This window comes from Pseudomonas sp. DR 5-09 (assembly GCF_001655595.1).
GTDB classification, from domain to species: domain Bacteria; phylum Pseudomonadota; class Gammaproteobacteria; order Pseudomonadales; family Pseudomonadaceae; genus Aquipseudomonas; species Aquipseudomonas pharyngis.
Genome location: NZ_CP011566.1, coordinates 5,766,482 through 5,793,053, shown reverse-complemented (window position 1 = coordinate 5,793,053; position 26,572 = coordinate 5,766,482). Strand labels below are relative to the sequence as shown.

22 protein-coding genes are annotated in these 26,572 nt (G+C 61.7%); 14 read left to right on the top strand and 8 right to left on the bottom strand.

All coding sequences use genetic code 11. The features are described from left to right. Positions 1 to 15: 15 nt before the first annotated feature. The 6 genes from PDR5_RS26145 to PDR5_RS26120 form a co-directional block, all read right to left on the bottom strand. Entirely contained in the window at positions 16 to 897 is an 882-nt protein-coding gene (locus tag PDR5_RS26145) for a symmetrical bis(5'-nucleosyl)-tetraphosphatase (RefSeq protein ID WP_064599837.1), read from the bottom strand. After that, positions 897 to 1,277, bottom strand: a complete 381-nt coding sequence (gene apaG, locus PDR5_RS26140; protein ID WP_039768081.1) for a Co2+/Mg2+ efflux protein ApaG — start codon at positions 1,275 to 1,277, stop codon at positions 897 to 899. Before apaG ends, PDR5_RS26145 begins: the two co-directional genes overlap by 1 nt. A 114-nt stretch (positions 1,278 to 1,391) precedes the next feature. After that, positions 1,392 to 2,210, bottom strand: a complete 819-nt coding sequence (rsmA, locus tag PDR5_RS26135; RefSeq protein WP_064599835.1) for a 16S rRNA (adenine(1518)-N(6)/adenine(1519)-N(6))-dimethyltransferase RsmA — start codon at positions 2,208 to 2,210, stop codon at positions 1,392 to 1,394. Then, the gene (gene pdxA / locus PDR5_RS26130) at positions 2,207 to 3,196 is read right to left on the bottom strand and encodes a 4-hydroxythreonine-4-phosphate dehydrogenase PdxA (protein ID WP_064599833.1); all 990 of its coding nucleotides are present in this window, start codon (positions 3,194 to 3,196) and stop codon (positions 2,207 to 2,209) included. Before pdxA ends, rsmA begins: the two co-directional genes overlap by 4 nt. Further along, entirely contained in the window at positions 3,193 to 4,509 is a 1,317-nt protein-coding gene (gene surA, locus PDR5_RS26125; protein ID WP_156669361.1) for a peptidylprolyl isomerase SurA, read from the bottom strand. The genes pdxA and surA overlap by 4 nt, the downstream gene beginning before the upstream one ends. Then, positions 4,490 to 7,264, bottom strand: a complete 2,775-nt coding sequence (locus tag PDR5_RS26120; protein WP_064599831.1) for an LPS-assembly protein LptD — start codon at positions 7,262 to 7,264, stop codon at positions 4,490 to 4,492. The genes surA and PDR5_RS26120 overlap by 20 nt, the downstream gene beginning before the upstream one ends. A gap of 130 nt (positions 7,265 to 7,394) precedes the next feature. Between PDR5_RS26120 and PDR5_RS26115 the strand changes: the two genes are divergently transcribed. The 3 genes from PDR5_RS26115 to PDR5_RS26105 are packed head-to-tail and all read left to right on the top strand — an operon-like array spanning position 7,395 to position 9,851. Next, on the top strand, positions 7,395 to 8,414 hold the full coding sequence (locus PDR5_RS26115; protein WP_064599829.1) for an aminoglycoside phosphotransferase family protein: 1,020 nt from the start codon (positions 7,395 to 7,397) through the stop codon (positions 8,412 to 8,414). Further along, entirely contained in the window at positions 8,411 to 9,082 is a 672-nt protein-coding gene (gene murU, locus PDR5_RS26110; protein WP_064599827.1) for an N-acetylmuramate alpha-1-phosphate uridylyltransferase MurU, read from the top strand. Before PDR5_RS26115 ends, murU begins: the two co-directional genes overlap by 4 nt. 1 nt (position 9,083) lies before the next feature. Then, a complete protein-coding gene (locus PDR5_RS26105) occupies positions 9,084 to 9,851 on the top strand; it encodes a TerB family tellurite resistance protein (protein WP_064599825.1) in 768 nt (255 codons plus the stop codon). 48 nt (positions 9,852 to 9,899) lie between these two features. Here PDR5_RS26105 and PDR5_RS26100 read toward each other — a convergent pair whose 3' ends face one another. Next, positions 9,900 to 10,889 (bottom strand): alpha/beta hydrolase family protein, encoded by a 990-nt coding sequence (locus PDR5_RS26100; RefSeq protein ID WP_064599824.1) that lies wholly within the window; start codon positions 10,887 to 10,889, stop codon positions 9,900 to 9,902. A gap of 73 nt (positions 10,890 to 10,962) precedes the next feature. Between PDR5_RS26100 and PDR5_RS26095 the strand changes: the two genes are divergently transcribed. The 10 genes from PDR5_RS26095 to trpE all read left to right on the top strand — a co-directional run bounded on the left by PDR5_RS26095 (position 10,963) and on the right by trpE (position 23,589). Beyond that, a complete protein-coding gene (locus PDR5_RS26095; protein WP_064599821.1) occupies positions 10,963 to 13,362 on the top strand; it encodes a PAS domain-containing sensor histidine kinase in 2,400 nt (799 codons plus the stop codon). Beyond that, the gene (locus PDR5_RS26090) at positions 13,363 to 13,992 is read left to right on the top strand and encodes a response regulator (protein WP_007959929.1); all 630 of its coding nucleotides are present in this window, start codon (positions 13,363 to 13,365) and stop codon (positions 13,990 to 13,992) included. A 218-nt stretch (positions 13,993 to 14,210) separates the two neighbouring features. Next, positions 14,211 to 15,338 (top strand): ABC transporter ATP-binding protein, encoded by a 1,128-nt coding sequence (locus PDR5_RS26085; RefSeq protein ID WP_064599820.1) that lies wholly within the window; start codon positions 14,211 to 14,213, stop codon positions 15,336 to 15,338. A gap of 309 nt (positions 15,339 to 15,647) precedes the next feature. Further along, a complete protein-coding gene (locus PDR5_RS26080) occupies positions 15,648 to 16,691 on the top strand; it encodes an ABC transporter substrate-binding protein (protein ID WP_007959933.1) in 1,044 nt (347 codons plus the stop codon). Positions 16,692 to 16,856: 165 nt separating this feature from the next. Then, positions 16,857 to 18,104: an ABC transporter permease gene (locus tag PDR5_RS26075; RefSeq protein WP_007959935.1), complete on the top strand. Its 1,248-nt coding sequence runs from the start codon at positions 16,857 to 16,859 to the stop codon at positions 18,102 to 18,104. Between the two features lie 12 nt (positions 18,105 to 18,116). Next, a complete protein-coding gene (locus tag PDR5_RS26070; RefSeq protein ID WP_011336198.1) occupies positions 18,117 to 18,941 on the top strand; it encodes an ABC transporter permease in 825 nt (274 codons plus the stop codon). Positions 18,942 to 19,286: 345 nt separating this feature from the next. Then, positions 19,287 to 20,435, top strand: a complete 1,149-nt coding sequence (locus tag PDR5_RS26065; RefSeq protein WP_064599817.1) for an iron-containing alcohol dehydrogenase — start codon at positions 19,287 to 19,289, stop codon at positions 20,433 to 20,435. Positions 20,436 to 20,549: 114 nt separating this feature from the next. After that, complete coding sequence (gene rpe, locus PDR5_RS26060; protein WP_064599815.1) at positions 20,550 to 21,224, top strand: ribulose-phosphate 3-epimerase; 675 nt, start codon at positions 20,550 to 20,552, stop codon at positions 21,222 to 21,224. Then, on the top strand, positions 21,221 to 22,039 hold the full coding sequence (locus PDR5_RS26055) for a phosphoglycolate phosphatase (RefSeq protein ID WP_007956306.1): 819 nt from the start codon (positions 21,221 to 21,223) through the stop codon (positions 22,037 to 22,039). Before rpe ends, PDR5_RS26055 begins: the two co-directional genes overlap by 4 nt. Positions 22,040 to 22,110: 71 nt before the next feature. Further along, a complete protein-coding gene (trpE, locus tag PDR5_RS26050) occupies positions 22,111 to 23,589 on the top strand; it encodes an anthranilate synthase component I (RefSeq protein WP_064599813.1) in 1,479 nt (492 codons plus the stop codon). Between the two features lie 69 nt (positions 23,590 to 23,658). On the opposite strand, the gene estP is transcribed toward trpE, so the two are convergent. After that, complete coding sequence (gene estP, locus PDR5_RS26045; RefSeq protein ID WP_064599811.1) at positions 23,659 to 25,569, bottom strand: esterase EstP; 1,911 nt, start codon at positions 25,567 to 25,569, stop codon at positions 23,659 to 23,661. A gap of 403 nt (positions 25,570 to 25,972) precedes the next feature. On the opposite strand from estP, the gene PDR5_RS26040 reads away from it, so the two are divergent. After that, the gene (locus PDR5_RS26040) at positions 25,973 to 26,566 is read left to right on the top strand and encodes an aminodeoxychorismate/anthranilate synthase component II (RefSeq protein WP_007956309.1); all 594 of its coding nucleotides are present in this window, start codon (positions 25,973 to 25,975) and stop codon (positions 26,564 to 26,566) included. Positions 26,567 to 26,572 lie beyond the last annotated feature (6 nt).

Sequence of the window (26,572 nt, the reverse complement as noted above, 5' to 3'; positions counted from 1 at the left end):
GGCTGATAGCGCAGTCTAACGCGGGACGCTGACTGGCGAAGTTTCGGGGATAAGTGGTGCGACGGTTGGGGCAATGCCTCCATGCTCATCGCATTTGCATGACAGGCGTTCGCCGCTGTCGACGTTCATCAGGGTCAGACTGCCGCCCCAGACACAACCGGTGTCCAGTGCGCAGATGCCTGGCTCATGGACATTGCCTTCCAGCGCCGCCCAGTGACCGAAGATGATCCGCAGACCTTTGGTCTTGCGCTCCTTGTGCTGGAACCAGGGCTTATACCCCGGTGGCGCGGTGTCGAGGCCTTCCTTGCTCTTGAGGTCAAGCTTGCCTTCGGCGGTGCAGAAGCGCATGCGCGTGAAATAGTTGGTGATGACTCGCAGGCGGGTGACGCCTTTGAGATCGTTGTCCCACTTCGCCGGTTCGTTGCCGTACATGCCGTCGAGGTAGGCGGGAAACAGATTGTCGTCGCGCAGGGCGGTTTCGACTTCGGCGGCGCACTTCAGAGCGCGCCGCAGCGACCATTGCGGCGGGATGCCGGCGTGGGCCATGGCGACATCACGCACTTCGTCGTAGTGCATCAGCTTTTGCTGACGCAACCACTCCATCAGCACCGGGCCGTCGGGGGCTTCGATAATCTCTCGCAGGGTGTCGGACTTTTTCAGGCGCTCGATCTTTTTAGCGGCCGCCAGCAGGTGCAGGTCGTGATTGCCCAGCACGCAAACCAGCGATTCACGCATGCCATATAGAAAACGCAGGGTTTCCAGCGATTGCGGGCCACGGTTGACCAGGTCGCCGACCAGCCACAGCCGATCGATCGCCGGATCGAACGCAACCTGCTTGAGCAGGCATTTCAGCGGTTCGAGGCAGCCTTGCAGGTCCCCCACGGCATACGTCGCCATCAGTGCAGGGCTCCGGGGACGGCGAGGCGGAAGGGCTTGATGATTGCGTCGAAATGTTTGCCGTCGCTGGCAACCATTTCGTAAGTGCCTTGCATGGTGCCGACCTTGGTAGTCATGACCGTGCCGCTGCTGTAGGTGTGGCTTTTGCCTGAGTCGATCAGTGGTTGCTGGCCAACGACACCGGCGCCGCGGACTTCTTCGACATGGCCGTCGCCGTCAGTGATCACCCAGTGACGCGACATCAGGCGTGCGGGCTGCTCGCCATTATTCTGTACGGTGATGGTGTAGGCGAAGGCGAAGCGGTCGTGCTCGGGTTGCGATTGGTCTGCCAGATAGTGGGTAACGACGCTGACATCGACCTGATAACGAGGATCGGACATGCAAAAGGGCCTTAAACGAAGCGGAACGCGAGGCGTAGCTGATGGGGAATCAGTCTAGGCAAGTATCGGGCAGTAAACCAGAGTGGCGTCCTGCCCGATAGCGTTCATCGGCTGTCAGTCGGCGGCGGGGGTTGCCGGGACCTGTACCGCGAGCTGGTCGGCCAGACGTACGAATGCCGCCAGATCCAGTTGCTCGGGACGCAGACTGCCATCAACGCCGGCGGCTTCGATTTCAGCGTTGCTGAGCAGTTGTTTGAGGGTGTTGCGCAGGGTTTTGCGGCGCTGGTTGAAAGCTTCGCGAACCACGCGTTCGAGCAGGCGATGGTCCTTGGCCGGGTGTGGCAGAACCGCGTGTGGCACCAGGCGAACGATGGCCGAGTCGACTTTCGGTGGCGGGTTGAATGCGCCCGGCCCCACGTTGAACAGATGTTCTACGCGGCAATGGTACTGAACCATGATCGACAACCGACCCCAGTCACCACCACCCGGACCTGCGGCCAGACGCTCGACCACTTCTTTCTGCAGCATGAAGTGCATGTCGCGAATGATGCCGGCGTTGTTCAGCAGGTGGAAAATCAGCGGCGTGGAGATGTTGTACGGCAGGTTGCCGACCACGCGCAGGCTGTTCGGCGCAGCGTTCAGGCTGTTGAAGTCGAACTTCAGCGCATCGCCCTGATGCAGGTTGAAATTGCTCTTGCCGGCGAACTGCTGGTTGAGGATCGGGATCAGGTCCTTGTCCAGCTCCACCACGTCCAGCTGTGCGCCGGAGTTGAGGATGCCGGCGGTCAATGCGCCCTGGCCCGGCCCGATCTCCAGCATGCGGTCGCCGGCCTTGGCACTGATGGAGCGCAGGATGCGGTCGATGACGCCGGCATCGTGCAGGAAGTTCTGGCCAAAGCGTTTGCGCGCCTTGTGTTGGTATTGCTCGGTCATAAACGGGTCTCGGCCATCTGGTAGGCGGTTTCCAGGGCGACTTGCAGGCTGCCGGTGTCGATCCTGCCGCTGCCGGCCAGATCCAGGGCGGTGCCGTGGTCGACCGATGTGCGGATGATCGGCAGGCCCAGGGTCACGTTGACCGCAGCGCCGAAGCCTTTGTATTTCAGCACGGGCAGGCCCTGGTCGTGGTACATCGCCAGCACCGCGTCGCAGTGCTCCAGATATTTGGGGGTAAACAGAGTGTCGGCAGGCAGCGGGCCACGAAGGTCCATGCCCTCGCCGCGCAGGCGCTCCAATGTGGGTTCGATGATGTCGATTTCTTCATGGCCCAGGTGTCCGCCTTCACCGGCGTGCGGATTGAGCCCGCAGACCAGGATGCGCGGTTGGGCGATGCCGAATTTTTGTTGCAGGTCGGCGTGCAGAATCCGCGTGACCCGTTCCAGCCGCTCCGGTGTGATCGCATCGGCGATGTCGCGCAAGGGCAGGTGAGTGGTGACCAGCGCCACGCGCAAACCGCGGGTGGCGAGCATCATTACCACTTGGGCGGTGTGGGTCAGGTCGGCGAGAAATTCGGTGTGACCGGAAAACGCGATGCCCGATTCGTTGATCACGCCCTTGTGAACCGGAGCGGTGATCATCCCGGCGAAGTCGCCGCTCATGCAGCCATTGCCGGCGCGGGTCAGGGTTTCGAGGACGAATGCGGCGTTGGCCTTGTCCAGTTGCCCGGCGACCACCGGGGCGCTGAGCGGGGTGTCCCAGACGTACAGGCTGTTGGCGGGCGCCGGAGCGTCCGGCCAATTGCCCGGTGCGACTTCCAGCAGACTGACGGCCAGCCTCAGCTGCGCGGCCCGCTCTTGGAGCAGGTCGCGGCTGGTGATGGCAATCAGGGGGTGTGGCTGGGCTTGCGAGGCGAGCAGCAGGCACAGGTCGGGACCGATGCCGGCCGGTTCGCCGGGTGTCAGCGCGAAACGCTTGGGTTTCACTGCGCTGCCTGGTCTGCACCAGGGAGTTTGATCTCTACGTACGCTTCGTCACGGATCTGACGCAGCCAGGTTTGCAGCTCTTCGTCGTATTTACGGTTACGCAGTACGGTCATTGCTTGCTGCTCACGGGCCTGTTCGGTGCTGTCGGTGGCGCGACGGCCAAGGACTTCCAGAACGTGCCAGCCGTACTGGGTCTGGAACGGCTTGGACAGCTGACCCTGCGGGGACTTGGCCATCACGGCGCGGAATTCCGGTACCAGTGCGTTCGGGTCGATCCAGTTCAGGTCGCCGCCGTTGAGGGCAGAGCCCGGGTCTTCCGAATACTTCTTGGCCAGTTCGGCGAAATCTTCACCGGCTTCGATGCGGTTGTAGAGCGACTGAGCCAGTTCCTTGGTCTTGGCTTCGTCGCGAACCGGACTCGGCTTGACCAGGATGTGGCGCACATGCACTTCGTCGCGCATCTGGCTCTCGCCACCACGCTTTTCCAGCAGCTTCAGGATGATGAAACCACCTGGGGTGCGTGCCGGTTGAGTGATGTCGCCAGCCGTCATGCTGCTCAGTTCACGGTCGAACGGCGGTGGCAGTTGAGCGGCTTTACGCCAGCCCATATCGCCGCCTTCCAGGGCGTTGTCACTGGCGGAGTTGGCCACGGCCATCTGGCCGAAGTCGGCACCTTGTTTGAGCTGCTGGTAAACGTCCATTGCCTTGCGAGCAGCACTCTGAATCGCTTCGGAATTGGCGCTTTCCGGGGTCGGAATCAGGATGTTGGCCAGATGCAGCTCTTCGGACAGTTGCATCTTGCCCAGATCGGAGGCGAGGAAGTTCTTCACTTCCTGTTCCGAGACCTGAATGCGTTCGGCCACACGACGCTGGCGTACACGGCTGATGATCATTTCACGACGGATCTGCTCGCGAGCGTCCTCATAGGACAGGCCATCGCGGGACAGGGCGATGCGGAACTGCTCCGGGGTCATGTTGTTGCGCTGGGCAATGGTGCCGACCGCCTGGTTCAGCTCTTCATCGGTGATGCGGATACCGGAACGTTCGCCGATCTGCAATTGCAGGTTTTCGACGATCAGGCGCTCGAGCACCTGTTGATCCAGTACGCCCGGAGGCGGCAAGCCGCCGCCGCGCTTGGCGATGGTTTGCTGAACTTCGTGGACGCGTTGATCCAGCTGGCTCTGCATGACCACGTCGTTGTCGACGATGGCCACCACTTTATCGATGGACTGCACCGCGGCGTTGGCCGCGGTACCCAGGAACAGCGCGCCCAGCATCAGCGGGCGCAGACAATCAGAAAGCTTGGTCTTCACGTTGACGATAACCTTGGATGCCTTTGTCGAGGAAGCTCTCTACCTTGGCGCCGGTGAGGCCGCCGAGTCCCTTCAGAACAATTTGGAGGAAGACGCCGTGGTCGCCTTTTTCGTTTTGCGGAGCTTCCTGACTGAATTCGTCGTAGGAAACCCAGTAACGGTTGATCAGGCGCAGTTTCCAGCAGCAGTTGTCGTACTCGAAACCACCGAAGGCTTCCAGTGTACGGTTGCGGTTGTAGTCGTACTGCCAGCGGCTGATCGCGCTCCACTGTGGAACGATCGGCCAGATGACCGAGAAGTCATGCTGCTGGATCTTGTAGTAGTCCTTCACGTAGCCAGGCTGGCCCGGGGTGCCGTAGTCTCCACCACCCACCGACCATTTACCGGTGTTCTGGTCGTAACGGACCTGGTCGTTGCGATAGCGATAGCCGACGTTGACCACCTTGTTCGGGTTGTCTTCCGGCTGGTAGTGGAACATGGCGCTACCGGAACGCGGGCTGCGGCTGTCCGGATCCCAGTTGTAGTCGGCCGTGGTGCGCCAGTCGCGGTTCCAGCGGTATTCGTATTCCAGTGCGTAAGGCGAAACATCGGACTTGGCATCATCCCGATCGTTGAACGCAATACCCGGGAGCTGAACCTTGCGGTCCTTGAAGTACAGAGCCTGGCCAACGCTGATGCGTTGACGCTCGAATCCGTCGTCTTCGATCCAGCGATTGGTCACGCCCAGCGACAGTTTGTTCTCGTCGCCGACACGGTCGGAGCCGGAGAAGCGGTTGTCGCGGAACAGCGATGCATAGTTGAAGGTGTATTCGCTGGTGTCGAAGACTGGAATGTCCGACTGGTCTTTCTCGGGGACATAGAGATAGAAAAGGCGCGGTTCCAGTGTCTGACGGTAGTTCTTGCCGAACCATTGAGTATTGCGGTCAAAGTACAGGCCGCTGTCGATACTGGCGATTGGCACACCACGGTTTTGGCTGCTGCTGAATTTTTCGCCGGCCAGCAGAGTGTTTTTGCCTTGCTGATCCAGATCAAGCTGGTACTGGGTGTATTGGTACTTGAGCGACGGCTTCAAGAACCCGTAAGTCCAGTTCATAGGCAGGCTGACACCTGGCTTCAGGTTCAGGCGGTCACCGTTGGCACGGGCCAGTCCGGCCACGTTGCTATCCAGACGTGGCGAGACAGTGCCGTCTTCGTTTACAAAGTCGCCGTTTTTCAGGTCGCGATCAAACCGTACGATCTCGGTTTCGTAATCGAATTTCAGACCTTGCGGGTGATACGGCAGCTGACCATTGAAGGTGATCTGCGGCAGGCGGTCATACGGTGTGATGTTCGATACGGTTGCCAGCTGGTACGCCTGGGCATTCAAACGGGCGGTGTAGCTGTCGCCACGATAAGTGACCGAGCCCTGCTGGTTCACGTAGTCGGCACTTTTCACGCCGATCTGGTCGGTCTGCAGATCCTGGAAGTAATACGGATCGCTGATCTTGGTGTAATCCACCTGGGTGAACACGCGGGAGTCGAGACCGCCCTTGTGTTGCCAGTTGTACATGTAGCGATTCTTTTGGTAGTCGGTCTGTTTGCTGCGCTCGGTTTCCTCGTCGTTGAGGTACGCCGCACCGAACTGACCTTCGCTGGACTTGGTGAGGTAGCGGAATTCGCCTTCCATCAACAGGCCGCGTTTAGCCATGTAACGTGGATACAACGTGGCATCGTAGTTCGGCGCCAGGTTGAAGTAGTACGGGGTGACCAGCATGAAGCCGGTGTCGCTGCCGGTGCCGATGGTCGGCGGCAGGAAACCCGACTGACGACGATCGTCGATCGGGAAATAGATGTACGGCGTGTAAAGGACCGGAATGTCCTTGACCCGCAGCGTCACGTTGGTCGCGGTACCGAAGCCGGTGGCAGGGTTCAGGGTGATGTTGTTGCCCTTGAGCTGCCAGGCGTTGCTGTTCGGTTCGCACGTGGTGTACGTGCCGTCCTTCAGACGGATGATCGCGTTTTCGGCACGCTTGGCGTACAGCGCGTTACCGCGAATGCGCGACTTGTGCATCACGTATTCGGCGTTGTCGACCTTGGCTTCACCGGTGTCGAGCTGCACGTCGGCGTGGTCGCCGACGATCAGCGCGCCGTTGTCGCGAATGCGCACGTTGCCCGCCAGTTCGCCACGGCTTTCGGCCTGATACAGGTTGGCCTCGTCGGCTTCGACCTGCATGCTTCCCTGACGCATGACCACGTCACCGGCCAGACTCGCGACTTGCGAATCCTGCTGATAACGCGATGCCTTGGCGCCGATGAAGGTCGGGGCGTCACTTTTATTCGTCTTGTCATTCATGCCAGGACGAATCGGTTCGATATAGGAACCAGAGCAGTAAGGACCGGTCTCGGCCAGTTGGGCGGCGGTGAGCTTCTCGCGCGGAACCCAGTCGAGGTGACTGTAGTCTTCGCTACGGGATTTCAGGCCGCGGCCCTTGGACTCGGTAACCAGTACCGGCTTGGGCCCGGACTCCGCAGTGGAGCCGCTCTGGGCCGGGGCTTCGCCAGCGGCGCTGACGGCACTGCCGTCATGCACGGGACGCGGCGGCAAGGCAGCGGCCGGCGTCTTCGGCGAGCAGGCCCAGCCACCCGTTGCCGAGACGGCGCAGTCATACTGCTCGGCGGCAACAACGAATGAACTGGCCAGAGGTTGCATAGCCAGCAGACTGCCGGTTACCAACAACGGAAATTTTTTACGAAACGCGGGGGATTTCAATGCCATCTTATTAGTCCGGGCTTCCTGCGTGCCATCTGCCCGCGGTGTGGGCCGCACGCCTCTCGATGGTCTGAAAAAGATGCTGGATAATAAAGCATGACCCGCTTGACGGCTAGCGCCGTCGGAGACCCTTGCAATGCCTGATCAAGATGTACGCTTGCAACACCTGAAAGTTTGGCTCGATGAACAGTTGGCAACCCTTTTTGCAGATCAGGGCTGGGGAGCCGTACCCCCGGCCACGTTGACCGCGGCCAGCAGCGACGCGAGTTTCCGCCGGTATTTCCGTTGGGAAGGCGCGGGTCGCAGCTTCGTCGTGATGGATGCGCCGCCGCCTCAGGAAAACTGCAAACCGTTCGTGGATATCGCCTTTTTGCTGGCGAAATCCGGTATCAACGTGCCGAAAATTTATGCCGAAGACCTCGAACGTGGCTTTCTTTTGCTCAATGACCTGGGCAACCAGACCTATCTGGACGTGATCGACAGCGAAAATGCCGACGCGTTATTCAGTGATGCCCTGCAAGCGCTGCTGGCTTTTCAGCAGTTGCCGATGGTGGCACCGCTGCCGAGCTATGACGTCGCGTTGTTGCGCCGCGAGCTGGAACTGTTTCCCGAGTGGTACGTGAAACGCGAGTTGGGCGTCGAGTTCGATGCCACCCAACAGCAGCAGTGGCAAAAGGTCAGCGAGCTGCTGATCGACAGCGCCCTGGCCCAGCCGAAAGTGCTGGTGCACCGCGACTACATGCCGCGCAACCTGATGCTCAGCGAGCCGAATCCCGGCGTGCTGGATTTCCAGGACGCGGTGTATGGCCCGGTGACCTACGACGTGACCTGCCTGTTCAAGGACGCCTTCCTCAGCTGGCCAGAAGAGCGTGTGCGCGGCTGGCTGGAAAGCTACTGGCAGCAGGCGTCAGCACTGAACATCCCGGTGCAGCCGGACTTCGAAGAGTTTCTGCGCGCCAGCGATCTGATGGGCGTGCAGCGTCATCTGAAAGTCATCGGCATCTTCGCCCGTATCTGCCATCGCGACGGCAAGCCGCGTTACCTCGGTGATGTGCCGCGTTTCTTCTCTTATATAGAAGCGGTCGTCGCCCGCCGTCCCGAGCTGGCGGATCTGCAGGCACTGCTCGCCAGCCTGCGTGGTGGAGTGACGGCATGAAGGCAATGATTCTGGCGGCCGGCAAAGGCGAGCGCATGCGCCCGCTGACCCTGACCACCCCCAAACCGCTGGTGCGAGCCGGTGGGGTGCCGCTGATTGAATATCACCTGCGTGCCCTGGCCGCAGCCGGTTTCAATGAGATCGTGATCAACCATGCCTGGCTCGGCCAGCAGATCGAAGATCATCTGGGTGATGGTTCGCAGTTCGGCGTGTCGATCCAGTACTCGCCGGAGGGCGAGCCACTGGAAACCGGCGGCGGCATTTTCCGCGCCTTGCCGCTGTTGGGCGACGACGCGTTTCTGGTGGTCAACGGTGACATCTGGACGGATTACGACTTCAGCGTGCTGCATCAGCCGATCACCGGGCTGGCGCATCTGGTGCTGGCGGACAACCCGGCCCATCATCCGTCAGGCGACTTCACCCTGACCGACGGCCAGGTGCGTGATGGCCAGGCCGACGCGGCGACCCTGACCTATAGCGGCATCGCCGTGCTGCACCCGCAGTTGTTCGATGGCTGCAGCAACGGTGCCTTCAAACTGGCGCCGCTGCTGCGTAAAGCCATGGCGGAGGGGCAGGTGACCGGCGAGCGACTGAAAGGTCACTGGGTCGATGTCGGTACCCACGAGCGTCTGGCCGAAGCCGAAGCCTTGATAGAAGCGAGTCGCTGATATGTTGTGGCCAGGGACTCTGATTGGAGCCGGAGCGGGTTTTGCTATCGCGAGCATTCCGGGGGCCATGCTTGGGGCTTTGTTGGGGCAGGCGCTGGATCGGCGCCTGCATTTGCAGAGCTGGGGGCATTTGCGGGAAAAACTCGGCGGCCGGCCGATGCTGCGCAACGACGAACTGTTATTCGTGTTGCTCGGGCGTCTGGCCAAGAGCGACGGGCGGGTCACGGACGGTCACATCCAGCAGGCGCGGCATGAGATGCGCGCGCTGGAAATGAGCGAGCCGGCGCAGCGCCGGGCGATTGCCGCGTTCAATCGTGGCAAGTCCGGCAACGACAATCTGCGCGGTTATCTGCGTCGATTGAGCACTCAACCTCACGCGGCTGAAGGTGTATTGCGCGCCTGCTGGCGAATGGTCTTCGCCGATGGTCGGGCCGGCGTCAGCGAGCGGGAATTGCTGGCGCAGTGGGGCAAGTGGCTGGGCTGGACGACCCAGCAGATCCAGGCGCTGGCGGCGGACTACGAGCCACACAAGCGTCCGATCGTCAGCGCGGCGGTGAGCTATCAGGAAGCGATGCGCCTGCTCGGCGTCTCAGCCACCAGCGAACCGGCACAGATCAAACGCGCCTATCGGCGTCTGCTCAGCCGGCATCACCCGGACAAGGTGGCCGGGACGGGGGCCACGCCGGCGCAGGTGCGCGAGGCCACCGAGAGGACCCGCGAATTGCACAATGCCTACACGTTGATTCGCGAACGGCGGGACTTTCGCTAGGCATAAAAAAATCGCAGCGTTGGGCTGCGATTTTTTTTCTGCGCTTTGTCAGTCCGGGCTCTGCGGATTCAACCAGCCACGCACCCGGCGGAACAACTGCTCCTGCTCGGCCTTGTTGTCCGGCAAAGCCTTGAGTGCAACCTGACTGAACGCGGAGGTCTTCAGTCGCTTGCTCGCCTGCATGCGCTCCAGTGCCGCGTTGCGGTCCAGCGCTTTATCCATGTAGAAAATGTCCGCGGTCGGCAGCTTCAGGGTCGGCGTCAGTTCCACCAGTTGCGGTTGGGCCTTGGCCGGGGTCTGCGCGGCTACCAGGACCAGCTTCTCGACCTGCGAGTTTTGTCGCTCGCTCATGTAGCGCGCCGCCCAGTAAGCACCGGTGCCATGACCAAGTACGACAATGCTGCGCGCGCTCTGTTGTTCGGCGTAGGCCAGCGCGGCGTCGATGCGGGCGAAAATTCGCTCGGCGTCGGCCTTGGACTGTTCCTCGGTGGATTCGGCAACGACCTTGTCGGCCACATCGGCTTCGCCGCCGGCGGCTTGTTCGATCGGCTCGGCGGTGGTCGAATCCTTGCTGCCCGGGTCGGCGGTTTTCGCTGCGGCGGGTGCTTCGACCACGCGCGGCGCGATGGCATCGCTTTGCAGATCGGGCAGGGTGATACTCAGGCTGCTCCACTCGACGTCCGGCAACTTGCGGCGCAACGGGCCGATCGCCTGGGGCCAGTCAGCGGTTTCGCCGGCACCGGGAATGAGGATCACCGCGCCTTTGGGTTCGGCGGTGTTGGCCGGTTTCCACAGGGCAAGGAAGGTGTCGCTGCCCGCTTGCAGTTGCTGTTGTTCCTGGGCTGGAACCTTGCGTTCGAGTGCCGCGGCTTCTTCCTGACTACGCTCAAGCAGTGGCTGGCGTTCGACCGGTTTTTCTTCGGCGGCTTTTTCTGCGGCGGGGGCGGGTGCCGGATCCGCGGCTTCGACGGAAAACGCACAAGGCAGGATCAGCGACAGGCACAATGCTGGCATTGCCAGGCGATAGACAGGGGGCATCGGTTATTCCAGGCCAGAAGTTATCCCGGCAGCCTAATGGGTTGGTCAGAATTTGTCAGTGTATGAGACTTCAATGATGCGTTTTTGCTGCCTGTGGGTTATCGGCTGTCTGGCGTTTCCCTTGATGGGCTGGGCGGCGCCTGCGCCACCGAGCCACCTCGCGCGGTTGTCGGCCAGCGAACAACAGTGGCTCGCACAGCACAATGAATTGCGCGTGGGCCTGGTGCTGCAGGCGCCGTACGCGCAATACGACCGGCGGTTGCAGCGGCTGTCGGGGGCCAACGTCGAAGTGATGAAAGCCTTGGCCCGTGCGCTGAATGTCGAGCTGAGCTGGCGCAACTTTCAGGATCTGGCACAACTCGAGGCCGCTGCCCGGGACGGCGAAATCGACATCGCCCCAGGCCTGACCCAGACTCCGGGCGGGCTGCGTCTGTGGCAGTTTTCCGATCCGTACATGCGCGTGCCGCAACTGGTGGTCAGCGACCAGAAAAGCAGCGCGACCGTGGAGCTGGAAAAACTCGACAGCCAGACCCGCGTCGCCGTGCGTATGCCCGGCGTAACCGCCGATTATCTGCGCGGCAACTATCCGCACCTGAATCTGCAAGGCGTACCGATGGAGCGTCAGGCGCTGCAACTGTTGCTGAGTCAGCAGGCGTCCTACGCGGTGGTCGATGAGGCGCAGCTCGGGCGGCTGTCGGCGGAACCGGAGTTTGCCGGGCTGGTGGTGGTCGGCGACATCGGTCTGCCGCAACTGCTGCGCATCGGCACCCGTCGTGACTGGCCGGAGCTGGCCGGGATCGTCGAGAGTGCCTTGCGCGCAATCCCGGCCAAGGATCTGGAGCGCCTGCATGCGCAATGGCTGCAACCCAAATATCCGCGACTCTCCGAATCGCCGGGCTTCTGGCAGAACCTGAGTCTGTTGTTCGCGGTGCTGCTGCTCAGTTGCGTGGCCATCGTGTTCTGGCAGCGCCGCCAGCATCGCAGTCTTGAACAGCGCCTGCTCGACGCGCGTGAAGACATCGCCCTGCGCGCCGCCAGCGAAGAGGCCTTGCGCCTGACCCAGTTTTCCATCGATCAGAGCACCGTCGGCATTCTCTGGGTCAATTGGGACAGCCATGTGCGCTACGCCAATCGCGCGGCAGAAAACATGCTTGGTTATCCACAGGGCGCGATCATCGACCGGCCGTTGATCGACTTTGAGCCGGGGCTGCACATGGATCGCTGGCTCAACCTGTGGAAACGCGCCCGAGCCAGCGAAGAAGGGCCACTTAGTTTTGAAGCCAACTGTGTGCGGGCCGATGGCAGTGTGCTGCCGGCGGACGTGTCGCTGAGCTTCCTGCGTTTTCGCGATGGCGAGTATCTGGTGGTCTATCTCACCGATGTCACCGAGCGTCGTCGTGCCTTGGCTGCGTTGCAGGAAAGCGAGGCGCGGCTGCAAGGCATCGCGGCTAACGTGCCGGGGCTGGTATTCCGCCTTGAGCGCGCACCGGTGACCGGGCAGATCGACTTTGCCTACATCAGCGAGGGCAGCGAAAGTCTGGTCGGCTACGCGCCGGCCGCCATCGCCCATCGCGACATGGGACTTCGCAGTCTGGTGCATCCGGATGACCGGGCCGCTTATCACCAGACTCAGGACCAGGCGCTGGACACCGACAGCGACTGGTCGTGGCAGGGCCGGATTCTCACGCGCCAGGGCGAGCAGCGCTGGGCTGAGATCAAGGCCATCACCCGTCAGCTGGAGGGCGGTGCCTATGTCTGGGACGGCATTGTCTGGGACATCACCGAAAGTAAACGCATCGAACTGGAGCTGGCGGCCTCCCGCGAACAACTGCGCGAACTGTCGGCGCACCTGGAAAGCGTGCGGGAAGAGGAAAAGGCGCGCATCGCCCGGGAGGTTCACGATGAACTGGGGCAGATGCTGACGGTGCTGAAACTGGAAACGTCGATGTGCGAACTGGCCTACGCGCAACTCGACCCGGGTCTGAACGAGCGCTTGAACAGCATGAAGCGCCTGATTGCCCAGTTGTTCCAGCTGGTGCGGGATGTGGCGACGGCGCTGCGCCCGCCGATTCTCGATGCCGGGATCGCCTCGGCCATCGAGTGGCAGGCGCGGCGGTTCGAGGCGCGCACGCAGATTCCGTGTCTGGTGCAGGTGCCGGACAACCTTGCGCCCCTCAGCGACGCCAAGGCCATCGGCCTGTTCCGTATTCTTCAGGAGGCGTTGACCAACGTCATGCGCCATGCTCAGGCGCATACTGTGGAACTGACGCTGACGCAGGAAGGCAACGAATTGTGTCTGACGGTCAGCGATGATGGCGTAGGATTTGTCGCCGCTGCCGGCAGGCCGACATCCTTTGGACTGGTGGGCATGCGCGAGCGGGTGTTGATCATGGGCGGGCAGCTGTCACTCGACAGCGAGCCGGGCGAGGGCACCACGCTGAGCGTGCGGGTGCCACTGGATGAGGAGAAGTAAGTGATCCGTGTACTGGTAGCCGAAGACCACACCATCGTTCGCGAAGGCATCAAGCAATTGATCGGCCTGGCCAAGGATCTGCAAGTGGTGGGGGAGGCGAGCAACGGCGAGCAATTGCTGGAAACCCTGCGCAATGTGCCCTGCGAAGTGGTGTTGCTGGACATCTCGATGCCCGGCGTCAACGGGCTCGAAGCGATTCCACGAATCCGCGCGCTGAACCATCCGCCGGCGATTCTGGTGCTGTCGATGCACGACGAAGCACAGATGGCCGCCCGGGCGCTGAAGGTCGGCGCCGCCGGTTATGCCACCAAGGACAGCGATCCGGCGCTGCTGCTGACGGCCATTCGCAAAGTGGCGGCGGGCGGGCGCTACATCGACCCGGAGCTGGCCGACCGCATGGTCTTCGAAGTCGGCCTGACCGATGCGCGACCACTGCACTCGTTGCTGTCGGAGCGCGAATTCTCGGTGTTCGAACGCCTGGCGCAAGGCGCTAACGTCAACGACATCGCCCAGCAACTGGCCCTGAGCAGCAAGACCATCAGCACCCACAAGGCGCGGCTGATGCAGAAACTCAACATCACTTCGCTCGCCGAGCTGGTGAAGTACGCGATGGAACACAAGCTCCTCTGAGCGACATATCCAATAGCGACAGGCGCTTTTGCCGGTTCTGACGGCTTGAGCCCCGACCCATGCGGCGGGTTTGCCAAAACGCGCCATCCTTGTAGGGCAATCCCTACGCCCGGCCTTCCATCCGGCTGAGGCGATTCTCTCCTGCGCCCCGATTTGCGTGACTGCAAGCAGCCACTAGGCTTAATCCCACAGCAGTCATCAATAACAAAGGTGTGGGTATGAGCCAGGTCGAATCAAACGCAGGGGCCAGCGATGTGCTGGTCAGCTTTCGTGGAGTGCAGAAGAGCTACGACGGCGAGAACCTGATCGTCAAAGACCTCAACCTGGACATTCGCAAGGGCGAATTCCTCACCTTGCTCGGGCCGTCCGGCTCGGGCAAGACCACCAGCCTGATGATGCTCGCCGGTTTCGAAACGCCGACCGCCGGTGAAATCCTCCTCGCCGGGCGGGCGATCAACAACGTGCCGCCGCACAAACGCGACATCGGCATGGTGTTCCAGAACTACGCGCTGTTCCCGCACATGACCGTCGCTGAAAACCTGGCGTTTCCGCTGACCGTGCGTGGCCTGAACAAAAGCGACGTCAGCGACAAGGTCAAGAAAGTCCTGAGCATGGTCCAGCTTGATGCGTTCGCATCGCGTTATCCGGCGCAATTGTCCGGCGGTCAGCAACAACGTGTGGCCTTGGCCCGCGCGCTGGTGTTCGAGCCGCAACTGGTGCTGATGGACGAACCGCTCGGCGCCCTCGACAAGCAACTGCGTGAACACATGCAGATGGAAATCAAACACCTGCACCAGCGCCTTGGCGTGACCGTGGTCTACGTGACCCACGACCAGGGCGAAGCCCTGACCATGTCCGACCGCGTTGCCGTGTTCCATCAGGGCGAGATCCAGCAGATCGCCCCGCCGCGCACCCTCTACGAAGAACCGAAAAACACTTTCGTCGCCAACTTCATCGGCGAGAACAACCGCCTCAACGGTCGCCTGCTCAGCCAGAGCGGCGAGCGCTGCGTGGTCGAGCTGGGGCGCGGGGAAAAGGTCGAGGCGCTGGCGGTCAACATCGGCCAGACCGGCGAACCGGTCACCCTGTCGATCCGCCCCGAGCGCGTCAGCCTCAACGGTTCGAGCGACCAATGCGTCAACCGCTTCTCCGGGCGGGTGGCCGAATTCATCTATCTGGGCGACCACGTCCGGGTGCGCCTGGAAGTCTGCGGCAAGACCGACTTCTTCGTGAAACAACCGATTGCCGAGCTCGATCCAGCGCTCGCGGTCGGCGACGTGGTTCCGCTTGGCTGGCAGGTCGAGCACGTTCGCGCGCTCGATCCACTAGGGGACGCCCTCACTTAGTTTCCACACCGCGCCGGGTCTGCTGTTGTGCAGGGCAAGGCGCGAGAAGCGTGGTTTGGTCATTCCAAATAAGCTTCGAGCAACGCAGCCCTGCACAACAGCAGGCCCGGCCCTTCGGGTTGTGCCTTAAAGCGGGCCATGCTGCGTTGCAGGCCTTGGAAAGGGAACACCATTCCCTTCGGCCTGCGCCTTGCCTGGCCCGCTTTAAGGCGACAACGCGGTGAGGAAACTAAGTGAGGGCGTCCCCATGAGGCGCACTGAAACGCCCCGCAATACCAACACCAACCCTGCACGTGGAGAGAACAATAAATGTTGAGATCCCTGAAGTTCACAGCCCTGACCCTGGGCCTGATGGGTGCGGCAAGCGCAATGGCCGCCGGCCCGGATCTGACCGTGGTGTCGTTTGGCGGGGCGAACAAGGCGGCGCAAGTCAAAGCCTTCTACGCACCGTGGGAAGCGGCGGGCAACGGCAAGATCGTCGCCGGCGAGTACAACGGCGAGATGGCCAAGGTCAAAGCCATGGTCGACACCAAGAGCGTGTCCTGGGATCTGGTCGAGGTTGAATCGCCGGAGCTGTCCCGTGGCTGCGACGAAGACATGTTCGAGCAACTCGATCCTGCGCTGTTCGGCAAATCCGAAGACTACGTCAAAGGCGCGATCCAGCCGTGCGGCGTGGGCTTCTTCGTGTGGTCGACCGTGCTGGCCTACAACGCCGACAAGCTGAAAACCGCACCGACCAGCTGGGCGGATTTCTGGGACACGAAAAAATTCCCGGGCAAGCGCGGCCTGCGCAAAGGCGCCAAGTACACCCTCGAATTCGCACTGATGGCCGACGGCGTAGCGCCGAAAGACGTGTACAAGGAACTGGCCAGCAAGGGCGGTCAGGATCGCGCATTCAAGAAACTGGATGAGTTGAAACCGAACATCCAGTGGTGGGAAGCCGGCGCCCAGCCGCCGCAATACCTCGCTTCCGGTGACGTGGTCATGAGCTCGGCCTACAACGGTCGTATTGCTGCCGTGCAGAAAGAATCCAATCTGAAAGTGGTGTGGAACGGCGGTATCTACGACTTCGATGCGTGGGCCATCCCGAAAGGTCTGGACGCCAAGCGTGCCGAAGCGGCGAAGAAATTCATCGCGTTCTCGGTGCAGCCGCAACAGCAGAAGACCTACTCGGAAAACATCGCCTACGGCCCGGCCAACTCCCAGGCTGTGCCGTTGCTGGACAAGGCAATCCTGAAAGACATGCCGACCACCCCGGAAAACATCGCCAACCAGGTGCAGATCGACGTCAGCTTCTGGGCTGACAACGGTGAGCAACTGGAGCAGCGCTTCAACTCCTGGGCTGCGAAGTAACCAGAGGGCTCGCCCTCCTGTGGGAGCGAGCTTGCTCGCGAAAGCGTCAGCACATTCACCTTGATGTCGACTGACACGCCGCCTTCGCGAGCAAGCCCGCTCCCACATTAAAAGTTCGAGGTGGCTTGCCGCCTCTGTAACGATCAAAGATTTGCGGAGTACGTCATGGCCATCGCCGTTCCCCTGAACGAGGGCAACAGCCCCACCTTGAAGCAGCGGCTCAAGCACGCCGAGCGGGTCAACCGCTGGAAGGCCCAGGCGCTGATCGCGCCGCTGGTGCTGTTTCTGTTGCTGGTGTTCCTGGTGCCGATCGTGGCGCTGCTCTATAAAAGCGTCGGCAACCCGGAAGTGGTCGGCGGCATGCCGCGCACCGTGACCGCGATTGCTGCGTGGGACGGCCGAGGCCTGCCCGCCGAACCGGTCTATAAAGCTGCCAGCGAAGACCTCGCCGAAGCGCGGAAAAACCAGACCCTGGGCGATCTGTCCAAGCGCCTGAACATGGAGTTGGCCGGCTATCGCAGCCTGCTGACCAAAACCGCCCGCTCGCTGCCATTCGCCAGCGAACCGGCCTCTTATAAAGAAGCACTGGAAGGCCTCGACGAGCGTTGGGGCGATCCGGCCTACTGGCAAGCGGTGAAGCGCAACACCAGCAGCATCACCCCGTTCTATCTGCTGGCGGCGGTGGATCATCGCATCGACGACCTCGGCGAAATTGCTCCGGCGACCCCGGATCAGGCGATCTACCTCGACATCTTCGCCCGGACTTTCTGGATGGGCCTGATCATCACCGTGATCTGCCTGGTGCTCGCTTATCCGCTGGCGTACCTGCTGGCCAACCTGCCGTCGCGTCAAAGCAACCTGCTGATGATTCTGGTGTTGCTGCCGTTCTGGACCTCGATCCTGGTGCGAGTCGCCGCGTGGATCGTGTTGCTGCAATCCGGCGGATTGATCAACAGCGCGCTGATGGCGATGGGGATCATCGATAAACCGCTGGAGCTGGTGTTTAACCGCACCGGGGTTTACATCTCGATGGTGCACATCCTGCTGCCGTTCATGATCCTGCCGATCTACAGCGTGATGAAAGGCATCTCGCCGACTTACATGCGTGCCGCGATTTCCCTCGGCTGCCATCCGTTCGCCAGTTTCTGGCGGGTGTACTTCCCGCAGACTTACGCAGGTGTCGGCGCCGGTTGCCTGTTGGTGTTCATCCTCGCCATCGGCTACTACATCACCCCGGCGCTGCTCGGCAGCCCGAACGATCAGATGGTCAGCTACTTCGTCGCGTTCTACACCAACACCAGCATCAATTGGGGCATGGCCACCGCACTGGGCGGGCTGTTGCTGCTGGCGACTGTGGTGCTTTATCTGATCTACAGCTGGCTGGTAGGCGCCAGTCGCCTGCGCCTGAGCTAAGGGGAATTTGAAATGCTGAGTCCTTATATGTCGCCCGTCGAGCGGGTGTGGTTCTACAGCTTGCGGATCCTCTGCGGCTTGATCCTGTTGTTTCTGATCCTGCCGGTGCTGGTGATCGTGCCGCTGTCGTTCAACTCGGGCAGTTTTCTGGTGTACCCGCTGCAGGGCTTTTCGCTGCACTGGTATCAGGACTTCTTCGCCTCGGCGGAATGGATGCGCTCGCTGAAGAACAGCATCATCGTCGCCCCGGCCGCGACCGTGCTGGCGATGGTGTTCGGCACGCTGGCGGCCATCGGCCTGACCCGTGGCGACTTCCCCGGCAAGCCGCTGGTGATGGCGCTGGTGATTTCACCGATGGTGGTGCCGGTGGTGATCATCGGTGTGGCCAGTTACCTGTTCTTCGCGCCGCTGGGCCTGGGCAACAGTTTCTTCTCGCTGATTGTGGTGCACGCGGTGCTCGGTGTGCCGTTCGTGATCATCACGGTGTCGGCGACGTTGCAGGGTTTCAACCATAATCTGGTGCGGGCGGCGGCCAGCCTTGGTGCTTCGCCATTGACCACGTTCCGCCGGGTGACTTTGCCGCTGATTGCGCCGGGGGTAATTTCCGGGGCGCTGTTTGCCTTCGCAACCTCGTTCGATGAAGTGGTGGTGACGTTGTTTCTTGCAGGTCCCGAGCAGGCGACGCTGCCACGGCAGATGTTCAGCGGGATTCGCGAGAACCTGAGTCCGACGATTGCGGCGGCTGCGACGTTGTTGATTGCCTTCTCGGTGATTCTGTTGCTGACGCTGGAATGGTTGCGTGGGCGGAGTGAAAAACTGCGTACTGCTCAGGTTTAGTGTTCGGCTTGAGATCGTTACCCCCTCACCCCAACCCTCTCCCCCAAGGGGGCGAGGGGAAAGGGAGCAGATATTCGTGCAGTTCAGAATCTGTGTTCGACTTGAGGAAGGGAGCTGATCTACACGCTTTTCAAAACCTGAGTTCGACTCGGTAATTCAGGTCGGTTATAGCGAAAACTCACCACGGTCAGTCCCCTCTCCCTACGGGCGGTCCGACGTTTCGGGAGGGTTAGGGTGAGGGCGCTCTTGATCCTGCTTCAGTCATTCACACCCTGAATACCAGACAACCCGATTTCCCCAGCTACGCTTGTGCTCAGCTCCCACATCTATAAGAGGCTGCGCACGATGAGTCTTTCCTCGTTCAAGATTGCTCACAAACTGATCACCGGCGCCGGGGCCATCGAGCAACTGGCGGCCGAGCTAACGCGGCTGGATATAGACAACCCGCTGATCGTCACCGATGCCGCGCTGGTCAAGTCCGGGACTGTAGAGCTGGCGCTGGCGCAGATCGGCCAGCGTGAATATGAAATCTTCGACCGCGTGTTGCCCGATCCTGAAATCGCCATCGTCGAGGACTGTATGCGTGTCTACCGCGAAGGCGGGCATGACGGGCTGATCGGCCTCGGTGGCGGCAGTGCCATCGACATCGCCAAGAGCGTCGCGGCGTACGCCGGTTATCACGGCGCGCTGGAGGATCTGTTCGGCGTCGATCAGGTGCCGCGCAAAGGCCCGCCGCTGATCGCCATCCCGACCACGGCCGGCACCGGTTCTGAAGTGACCAACGTCGCGATTCTTTCGGACAAGGTCGCCCAACTGAAGAAGGGCATCGTCAGCAACTACCTGTTGCCGGATGTGGCGCTGGTCAGTCCGCAGATGACCCTGACCTGTCCGCGCAGCGTCACCGCCGCCAGCGGCGTCGATGCGCTGGTGCATGCCATCGAGTCCTACCTGTCGCTGAATGCCTCGCCGATCACCGATTCGCTGGCCATCGGCGCGATCAAGTTGATCGCCCGGTCCTTGCCCAAGGCCTACGCCAATCCCTCCAACCTGCAAGCCCGAGAGGACATGGCCACCGCCAGCCTGATGGCCGGCATGGCGTTCGGCAATGCCGGGGTCGGCGCGGTGCATGCGTTGGCGTATCCGCTGGGCGGGCGCTTCAACATTGCCCATGGTGTCAGCAACGCCTTGCTGCTGCCGTATGTCATGACCTGGAACAAGATGGCCTGCGTCGAACGGATGCAGGATATTGCCGAAGCCATGGGAGTGAAGACCGCTCATCTGAGTCTCAATGAAGCCGCCGATAGCGCCGTCGCGGCGATGACCGAACTGTGCGCGGCGGTGGAAATCCCGCTGGGTCTGCGCAGTTTCGGCGTGCCTGAAGAAGCGATCCCGGCCATGGCCGTAGAGGCCGCGGGAATCGAGCGCCTGATGCGCAACAACCCGCGCAAGCTCAGCGCCGCCGACATCGAGAAGATCTACCGGGCGGCGTACTGAGAACCCGCCGGTCATCGGTCATGGCACAACCCAATCATCGCGGTCACGGTGCGCGCGCGGAAACTTGAGGTATACAATGCGCGCCATCGTGATTTAGCTCAGAAAAGGTGCGTCATGCAGCCCTTCGTTATTGCTCCGTCGATTCTCTCCGCCGACTTCGCCCGCCTGGGCGAGGAAGTGGACAACGTTCTGGCCGCCGGTGCCGACTTCGTCCACTTCGATGTCATGGACAACCACTATGTGCCGAACCTGACCATCGGCCCGATGGTCTGCGCCGCGCTGCGCAAGTACGGCGTGACCGCGCCGATCGACGCCCACCTGATGGTCAGCCCGGTGGATCGCATCGTCGGCGACTTCATCGAGGCCGGCGCCACCTACATCACCTTCCACCCGGAAGCTACGCTGCATGTCGATCGTTCGCTGCAACTGATCCGTGAAGGCGGCTGCAAATCCGGCCTGGTGTTCAACCCGGCGACCCCGCTGGACGTGCTCAAGTACGTGATCGACAAGGTCGACATGGTCTTGCTGATGAGCGTCAACCCGGGCTTCGGCGGGCAGAAATTCATCCCCGGCACCCTCGACAAGCTGCGCGAAGCGCGGGCGATCATCGATGCCTCGGGCCGTGACATCCGCCTGGAAATCGACGGCGGCGTCAACGTCAACAACATCCGTGAAATCGCTGCCGCTGGCGCCGACACCTTCGTGGCCGGCTCGGCGATCTTCAATGCGCCGAACTATCAGGACGTCATCGACAAGATGCGTTCCGAATTGGCGCTGGCTCGCCCATGAGCGGTTTTGAGCAGCTGTTCCCGGGGCAACTGCCGCGGTTGGTGATGTTCGATCTGGATGGCACGCTGATCGATTCGGTACCCGACCTGGCGGCGGCTGTGGATAACATGCTGCTCTCGCTCGGGCGCAAGCCTGCCGGTATCGAGTCGGTACGCGAGTGGGTCGGCAACGGTGCGCCGGTGCTGGTGCGCCGCGCATTGGCCGGCGGTATCGATCATTCCTCCGTGGATGACGTCGAAGCCGAGCATGCGCTGGAGGTTTTCATGGAAGCCTACGGCGCCAGCCATGAGCTGACCGTGGTCTATCCCGGCGTGCGCGACACCCTGAAATGGCTGCACAAGCAGGGCGTGGCCATGGCGCTGATCACCAACAAGCCGGAGCGCTTCGTCGCGCCGCTGCTGGATCAGATGAAGATCGGCCGCTACTTCAAGTGGATCATCGGCGGCGATACCCTGCCGCAGAAGAAGCCTGACCCGGCGGCGCTGTTCTTCGTCATGAAGATGTCCGGCATTCCGGCCTCGCAATCGCTGTTCGTCGGCGATTCGCGCAGCGACGTGCTGGCGGCGAAAGCGGCGGGGGTCAAATGCGTTGGGCTCAGTTATGGCTACAACCATGGCCGGCCGATTGCCGAGGAATCCCCGGCGCTGGTAATCGACGATCTGCGCAAGCTAATTCCCGGTTGCCTGGATACGGCCGCTGAGATAACGTTGCCCGACGCTTCTCAATCCCCTTCTGGAAACGCCATCGTGGTGGTCACCCGCAAACTCTGGATGAAAGTCATCAAGGCCCTGGCCCGCTGGCGTTGGCGCGCCTGACTTGTTCCTGGCCGGCCTGCCGGCGCGTTTGCACACCTGACTGATTTGCCCCTCACACCACGAGGCACCCTATGATCCGCGAAGAATTCCTGCGTCTGGCCGCTGACGGCTACAACCGCATTCCGCTGGCCTGCGAAACCCTGGCCGACTTCGACACCCCGCTGTCGATCTACCTGAAACTGGCCGACCAGCCCAACTCCTACCTGCTCGAATCGGTGCAGGGCGGCGAGAAATGGGGCCGTTACTCGATCATCGGCCTGCCGTGCCGCACCGTGCTGCGGGTTCACGACCATCACGTGAGTATCACCGTCGATGGCGTCGAGACCGAAAGCCATGACGTCGAAGATCCGCTGGCCTTCGTCGAAACCTTCAAGGCCCGCTACAACGTGCCGACCATTGCCGGTCTGCCGCGCTTCAACGGCGGTCTGGTGGGTTACTTCGGTTACGACTGCGTGCGTTATGTAGAGAAGCGCCTCGGCAAATGCCCGAATCCGGATCCGCTGGGCGTGCCGGACATTCTGCTGATGGTCTCCGATGCGGTGGTGGTGTTCGACAACCTCGCCGGCAAGATGCACGCGATCGTGCTGGCCGACCCGGCACAGGCCGATGCCTACGAGCAGGGCCAGGCGCAATTGCAGCAACTGCTGGAAAAACTGCGTCAGCCGATCACCCCGCGCCGTGGCCTGGATTTCAGCAAGCAGCAGGCGGCCGAGCCGTTGTTCCGCTCCAGTTTCACTCAGGACGACTACGAAAAAGCCGTCGACACCATCAAGGAATACATCCTCGCCGGTGACTGCATGCAGGTGGTGCCGTCCCAGCGCATGTCGATCGACTTCAAGGCGGCGCCGATCGATCTGTACCGCGCACTGCGTTGCTTCAACCCGACGCCGTACATGTACTTCTTCAACTTCGGCGATTTCCACGTCGTCGGCAGTTCGCCCGAAGTGCTGGTGCGGGTCGAAGACAACCTGATCACCGTGCGCCCGATTGCCGGCACCCGTCCTCGCGGGGCCACCGAAGAGGCGGACGTGGCGCTGGAAGAAGACCTGCTGTCCGACGACAAGGAGATCGCCGAGCACCTGATGCTGATCGACCTCGGTCGCAACGACACCGGGCGCGTATCGGAGATCGGCTCGGTGAAGCTCACCGAGAAAATGGTCATCGAGCGTTATTCCAACGTGATGCACATCGTGTCCAACGTCACCGGCCAGTTGAAAGCCGGGCTGACGGCGATGGATGCGCTGCGAGCGATTCTGCCGGCGGGCACCTTGTCCGGCGCGCCGAAGATCCGGGCGATGGAAATCATCGACGAGCTGGAGCCGGTCAAGCGTGGCGTGTATGGCGGCGCGGTCGGGTACTTCGCCTGGAACGGCAACATGGACACCGCGATTGCGATCCGTACCGCAGTGATCAAGAACGGCGAACTGCACGTGCAGGCCGGTGGCGGCATCGTCGCCGACTCGGTGCCGGCGCTGGAATGGGAAGAAACCATCAACAAGCGCCGGGCGATGTTCCGCGCTGTTGCACTGGCCGAGCAAACCCCGGACTGAGTGATTGCTGATTCAGCCAAAAAAAACGCGGCGCCTGTGAGGGCGCCGCGTTTTTTTATGGCCTGCGAATCAGAAGTCGAGCGCTACGCCGACGTTGATCCCTTGCTGGGTGAAGTCGTCATCCTTGCGGATGTCGTAGCTGGCGCGCAATGCCAGATCCTTGGTGAGGTTGTGGCTCACGCCGAGGTTCAGGCGGTTGAGGTTGGTTTGAGGGGCATAGCCGGCCAGGGTATAGCGGTTGTTCGGCAGGCTATTGAGGTTCATCGTCACATGCTGGGTGTCGTCGTTGTACTCGCGCTCATGGGCCAGTTCGCCGAACACCTGGGTCTGCGAGGTGATCTGGTACTTGCCCTGGATCCCGAGGCCGAGACGGCGGGAAATGCGCGACTGGTCATCGAACGTCAGCGCGGTGGAGTCGGCGCCGTTTTCCGAATAGCCATCGACTTCAACCTTGGCAAAGTCGGCACTGACGAATGGCGACAGGTGCCATGGGCTGCTCGCTTCTGGCGCAATGTCGTAACCCACGCGTCCGCTGAAGGCCAGAACATAGCCGTCGGTATCGCCTTTCTCGCCGCGTTCGTTGACTCCCAGCTGGAATTTGCGTTTGAGGCTGTCGTAATCCAGATGCCCGGCGGTCACGGCGGCGTCACCCCACCAGCGGTTCTGCTGGTACTGGGCGAATGCGGTGCCCAGATAAGTGTTCAGCTTGTAGTCCGAGTCGTTGTCGCCGGCCTCGAGTTTCTGATTGTAGAAACCGGCCGCCACGCCCACGCGCCATGCGTCGTTGAGGCGGTAGCTGCCGCCGATGTTCAGGTTGTAACCGTTGCCGTCGGCGCTGGCGCCGCTGCGCTGGCTGTCGAAGTCCTGATGCTGGCCGCCACCGGCGACAATCGCCCGCCATTGGCCAACGGCCTGCCAGTTTTGCCAATCCGCCAGCCACTGGTTGCGCAGTTCATCCTGATGCGAGCGCAGGGTGCCTTGGGCCATTTGCGGCAACAGGGTCGCTTCCCATGGTGCGGCCAGCAGCGAGTAGGCGTAATCGGCAATCAGGCGTTGCCCGGCTTCCGTTGGGTGAACGGCGTCGTTGTAAATCAGCTTGGTCGGATCCGGGGTGGCGCTGTTGATCCCGTACCGCGCGTTCTCCGTGCAGCTGTTGCCGCTGAAGCAGGTGCCGACCAGATTCTGGTCGGTCGCCAGGCCGAACTGCGCCGGATTGGCGAATGCCTCTTTGAGCAGAACCGGGACGTTCAGCGGGATGACGTTGGCATTGACGCTCTGCAACTGGCTGACCAGTTCGGTGTTGAACTGGGCGCTGAGTTGCGAAGTGAACGCTTGCAGCGGCGAACCGTTGATGGCTGGCGTCAGGCCGATGTCCGGCAACAGCCAGACCATGATGTAACGGGCGCCGGCGCCTTGCAGTGTGCGTACGCTGTCGACCAGTCGATCAGCGGCGGCATTCGCCTGAGTCAGGCTGGTGACGCGGCCCTGGAGGAAATCGTTGCCGCCCCCGGTCAGGTAATACAGGGCATTCGGGTCGGCACGGAAACCGTTCGACGGCAGATAACCGGCGCGGGTACGTTCACCAGTGGCGGACTGGCTGGTGATCGAGTCGAGAATCTGGTCGGTACGATAGCCGCCCACGGCCCAGTTGTTACCGTCCGGCTGGCCTTGGCCGGCACGTACCGCTGAGGACGAGGAGGCGGTTTGATCCGGTGTGAAGCCAAGTCGGCCACCGAGCAGTTGCGTCGAGTTCAGCGAGCGGAGTTCACCGCTGCCGTCCAGATAGACCGGGCCGGTGCGGTTGGTGTAGCGCTGCGTGGCGCCGGCCGGGCCGCCGCTGTCAGTGAAAGTCCCGGCATCGCTCAGGCTGTCACCGAAGACCACGAAATTCGAATAAGGATTGGGTGCGGCGTTCGCCTGGGCGCAGGCCATCGCGAGCAGGCATCCGGCGAGCGGTACAAACAACGTCTGTTTGATCATGAGCAAGTCCGTTTATTTATTGTTGTAGTGAACGAAACGACAGTACCAAAAACTTCCGGCGATTTGCCATCGGTCGTCAACCCTCCCATTGTTTTATCCCCCACGGCCCCGGCCATATTGCACGCTCCGCCCAGCTAAGTTACTGTGCCGAAACGTATGAACGAGACCTTCCCCGTGTTGATCACCAGCAAACTTCTGGATCAAGTCATCAAGGCACACGCCCGCTGGCGTTGGCGCGCCTGAATCTATTCTGCCGGCCCCGCCGGATCTGTATCGCTTTGCCTTCCTTGCCCGTTTGAAATGCCGCTGTGCCGACGCGACCTGCGCGTCTGACCGTGTGCAGCGCCCTGGCAAGTCATCCGAAGGCTGTCTTCAAGTCAGAATTCAAGAGGTTCGAAACGCCATGTTGCTGATGATCGACAACTACGACTCCTTTACTTATAACGTTGTGCAATACCTCGGCGAGCTGGGTGCCGAGGTCAAGGTGGTGCGCAACGACGAACTGACCATCGCCGAAATCGAAGCGCTCAACCCTGAGCGGATCGTGGTTTCCCCGGGCCCGTGCACACCGACCGAAGCCGGCATCTCCATCGAAGCCATCAAGCATTTCGCCGGCAAACTGCCGATCCTCGGCGTCTGCCTCGGCCATCAGTCCATCGGCCAGGCTTTTGGCGGCGATGTCGTCCGCGCCCGCCAGGTGATGCACGGTAAGACTAGCCCGGTATTCCACGAGGACAAGGGCGTGTTTGCCGGTCTGAACCGTCCGCTGACCGTCACCCGCTATCATTCCCTGATCGTCAAACACGAAACGTTGCCCGATTGCCTGGAGCTGACCGCGTGGACCCAGCACGATGACGGTTCGGTCGACGAAATCATGGGCCTGCGTCACAAGACCCTGAACATCGAGGGCGTACAGTTCCACCCGGAATCGATCCTCACCGAGCAGGGCCATGAACTGTTCGCCAACTTCCTCAAACAAACCGGCGGCACGCGCTAAGGACTT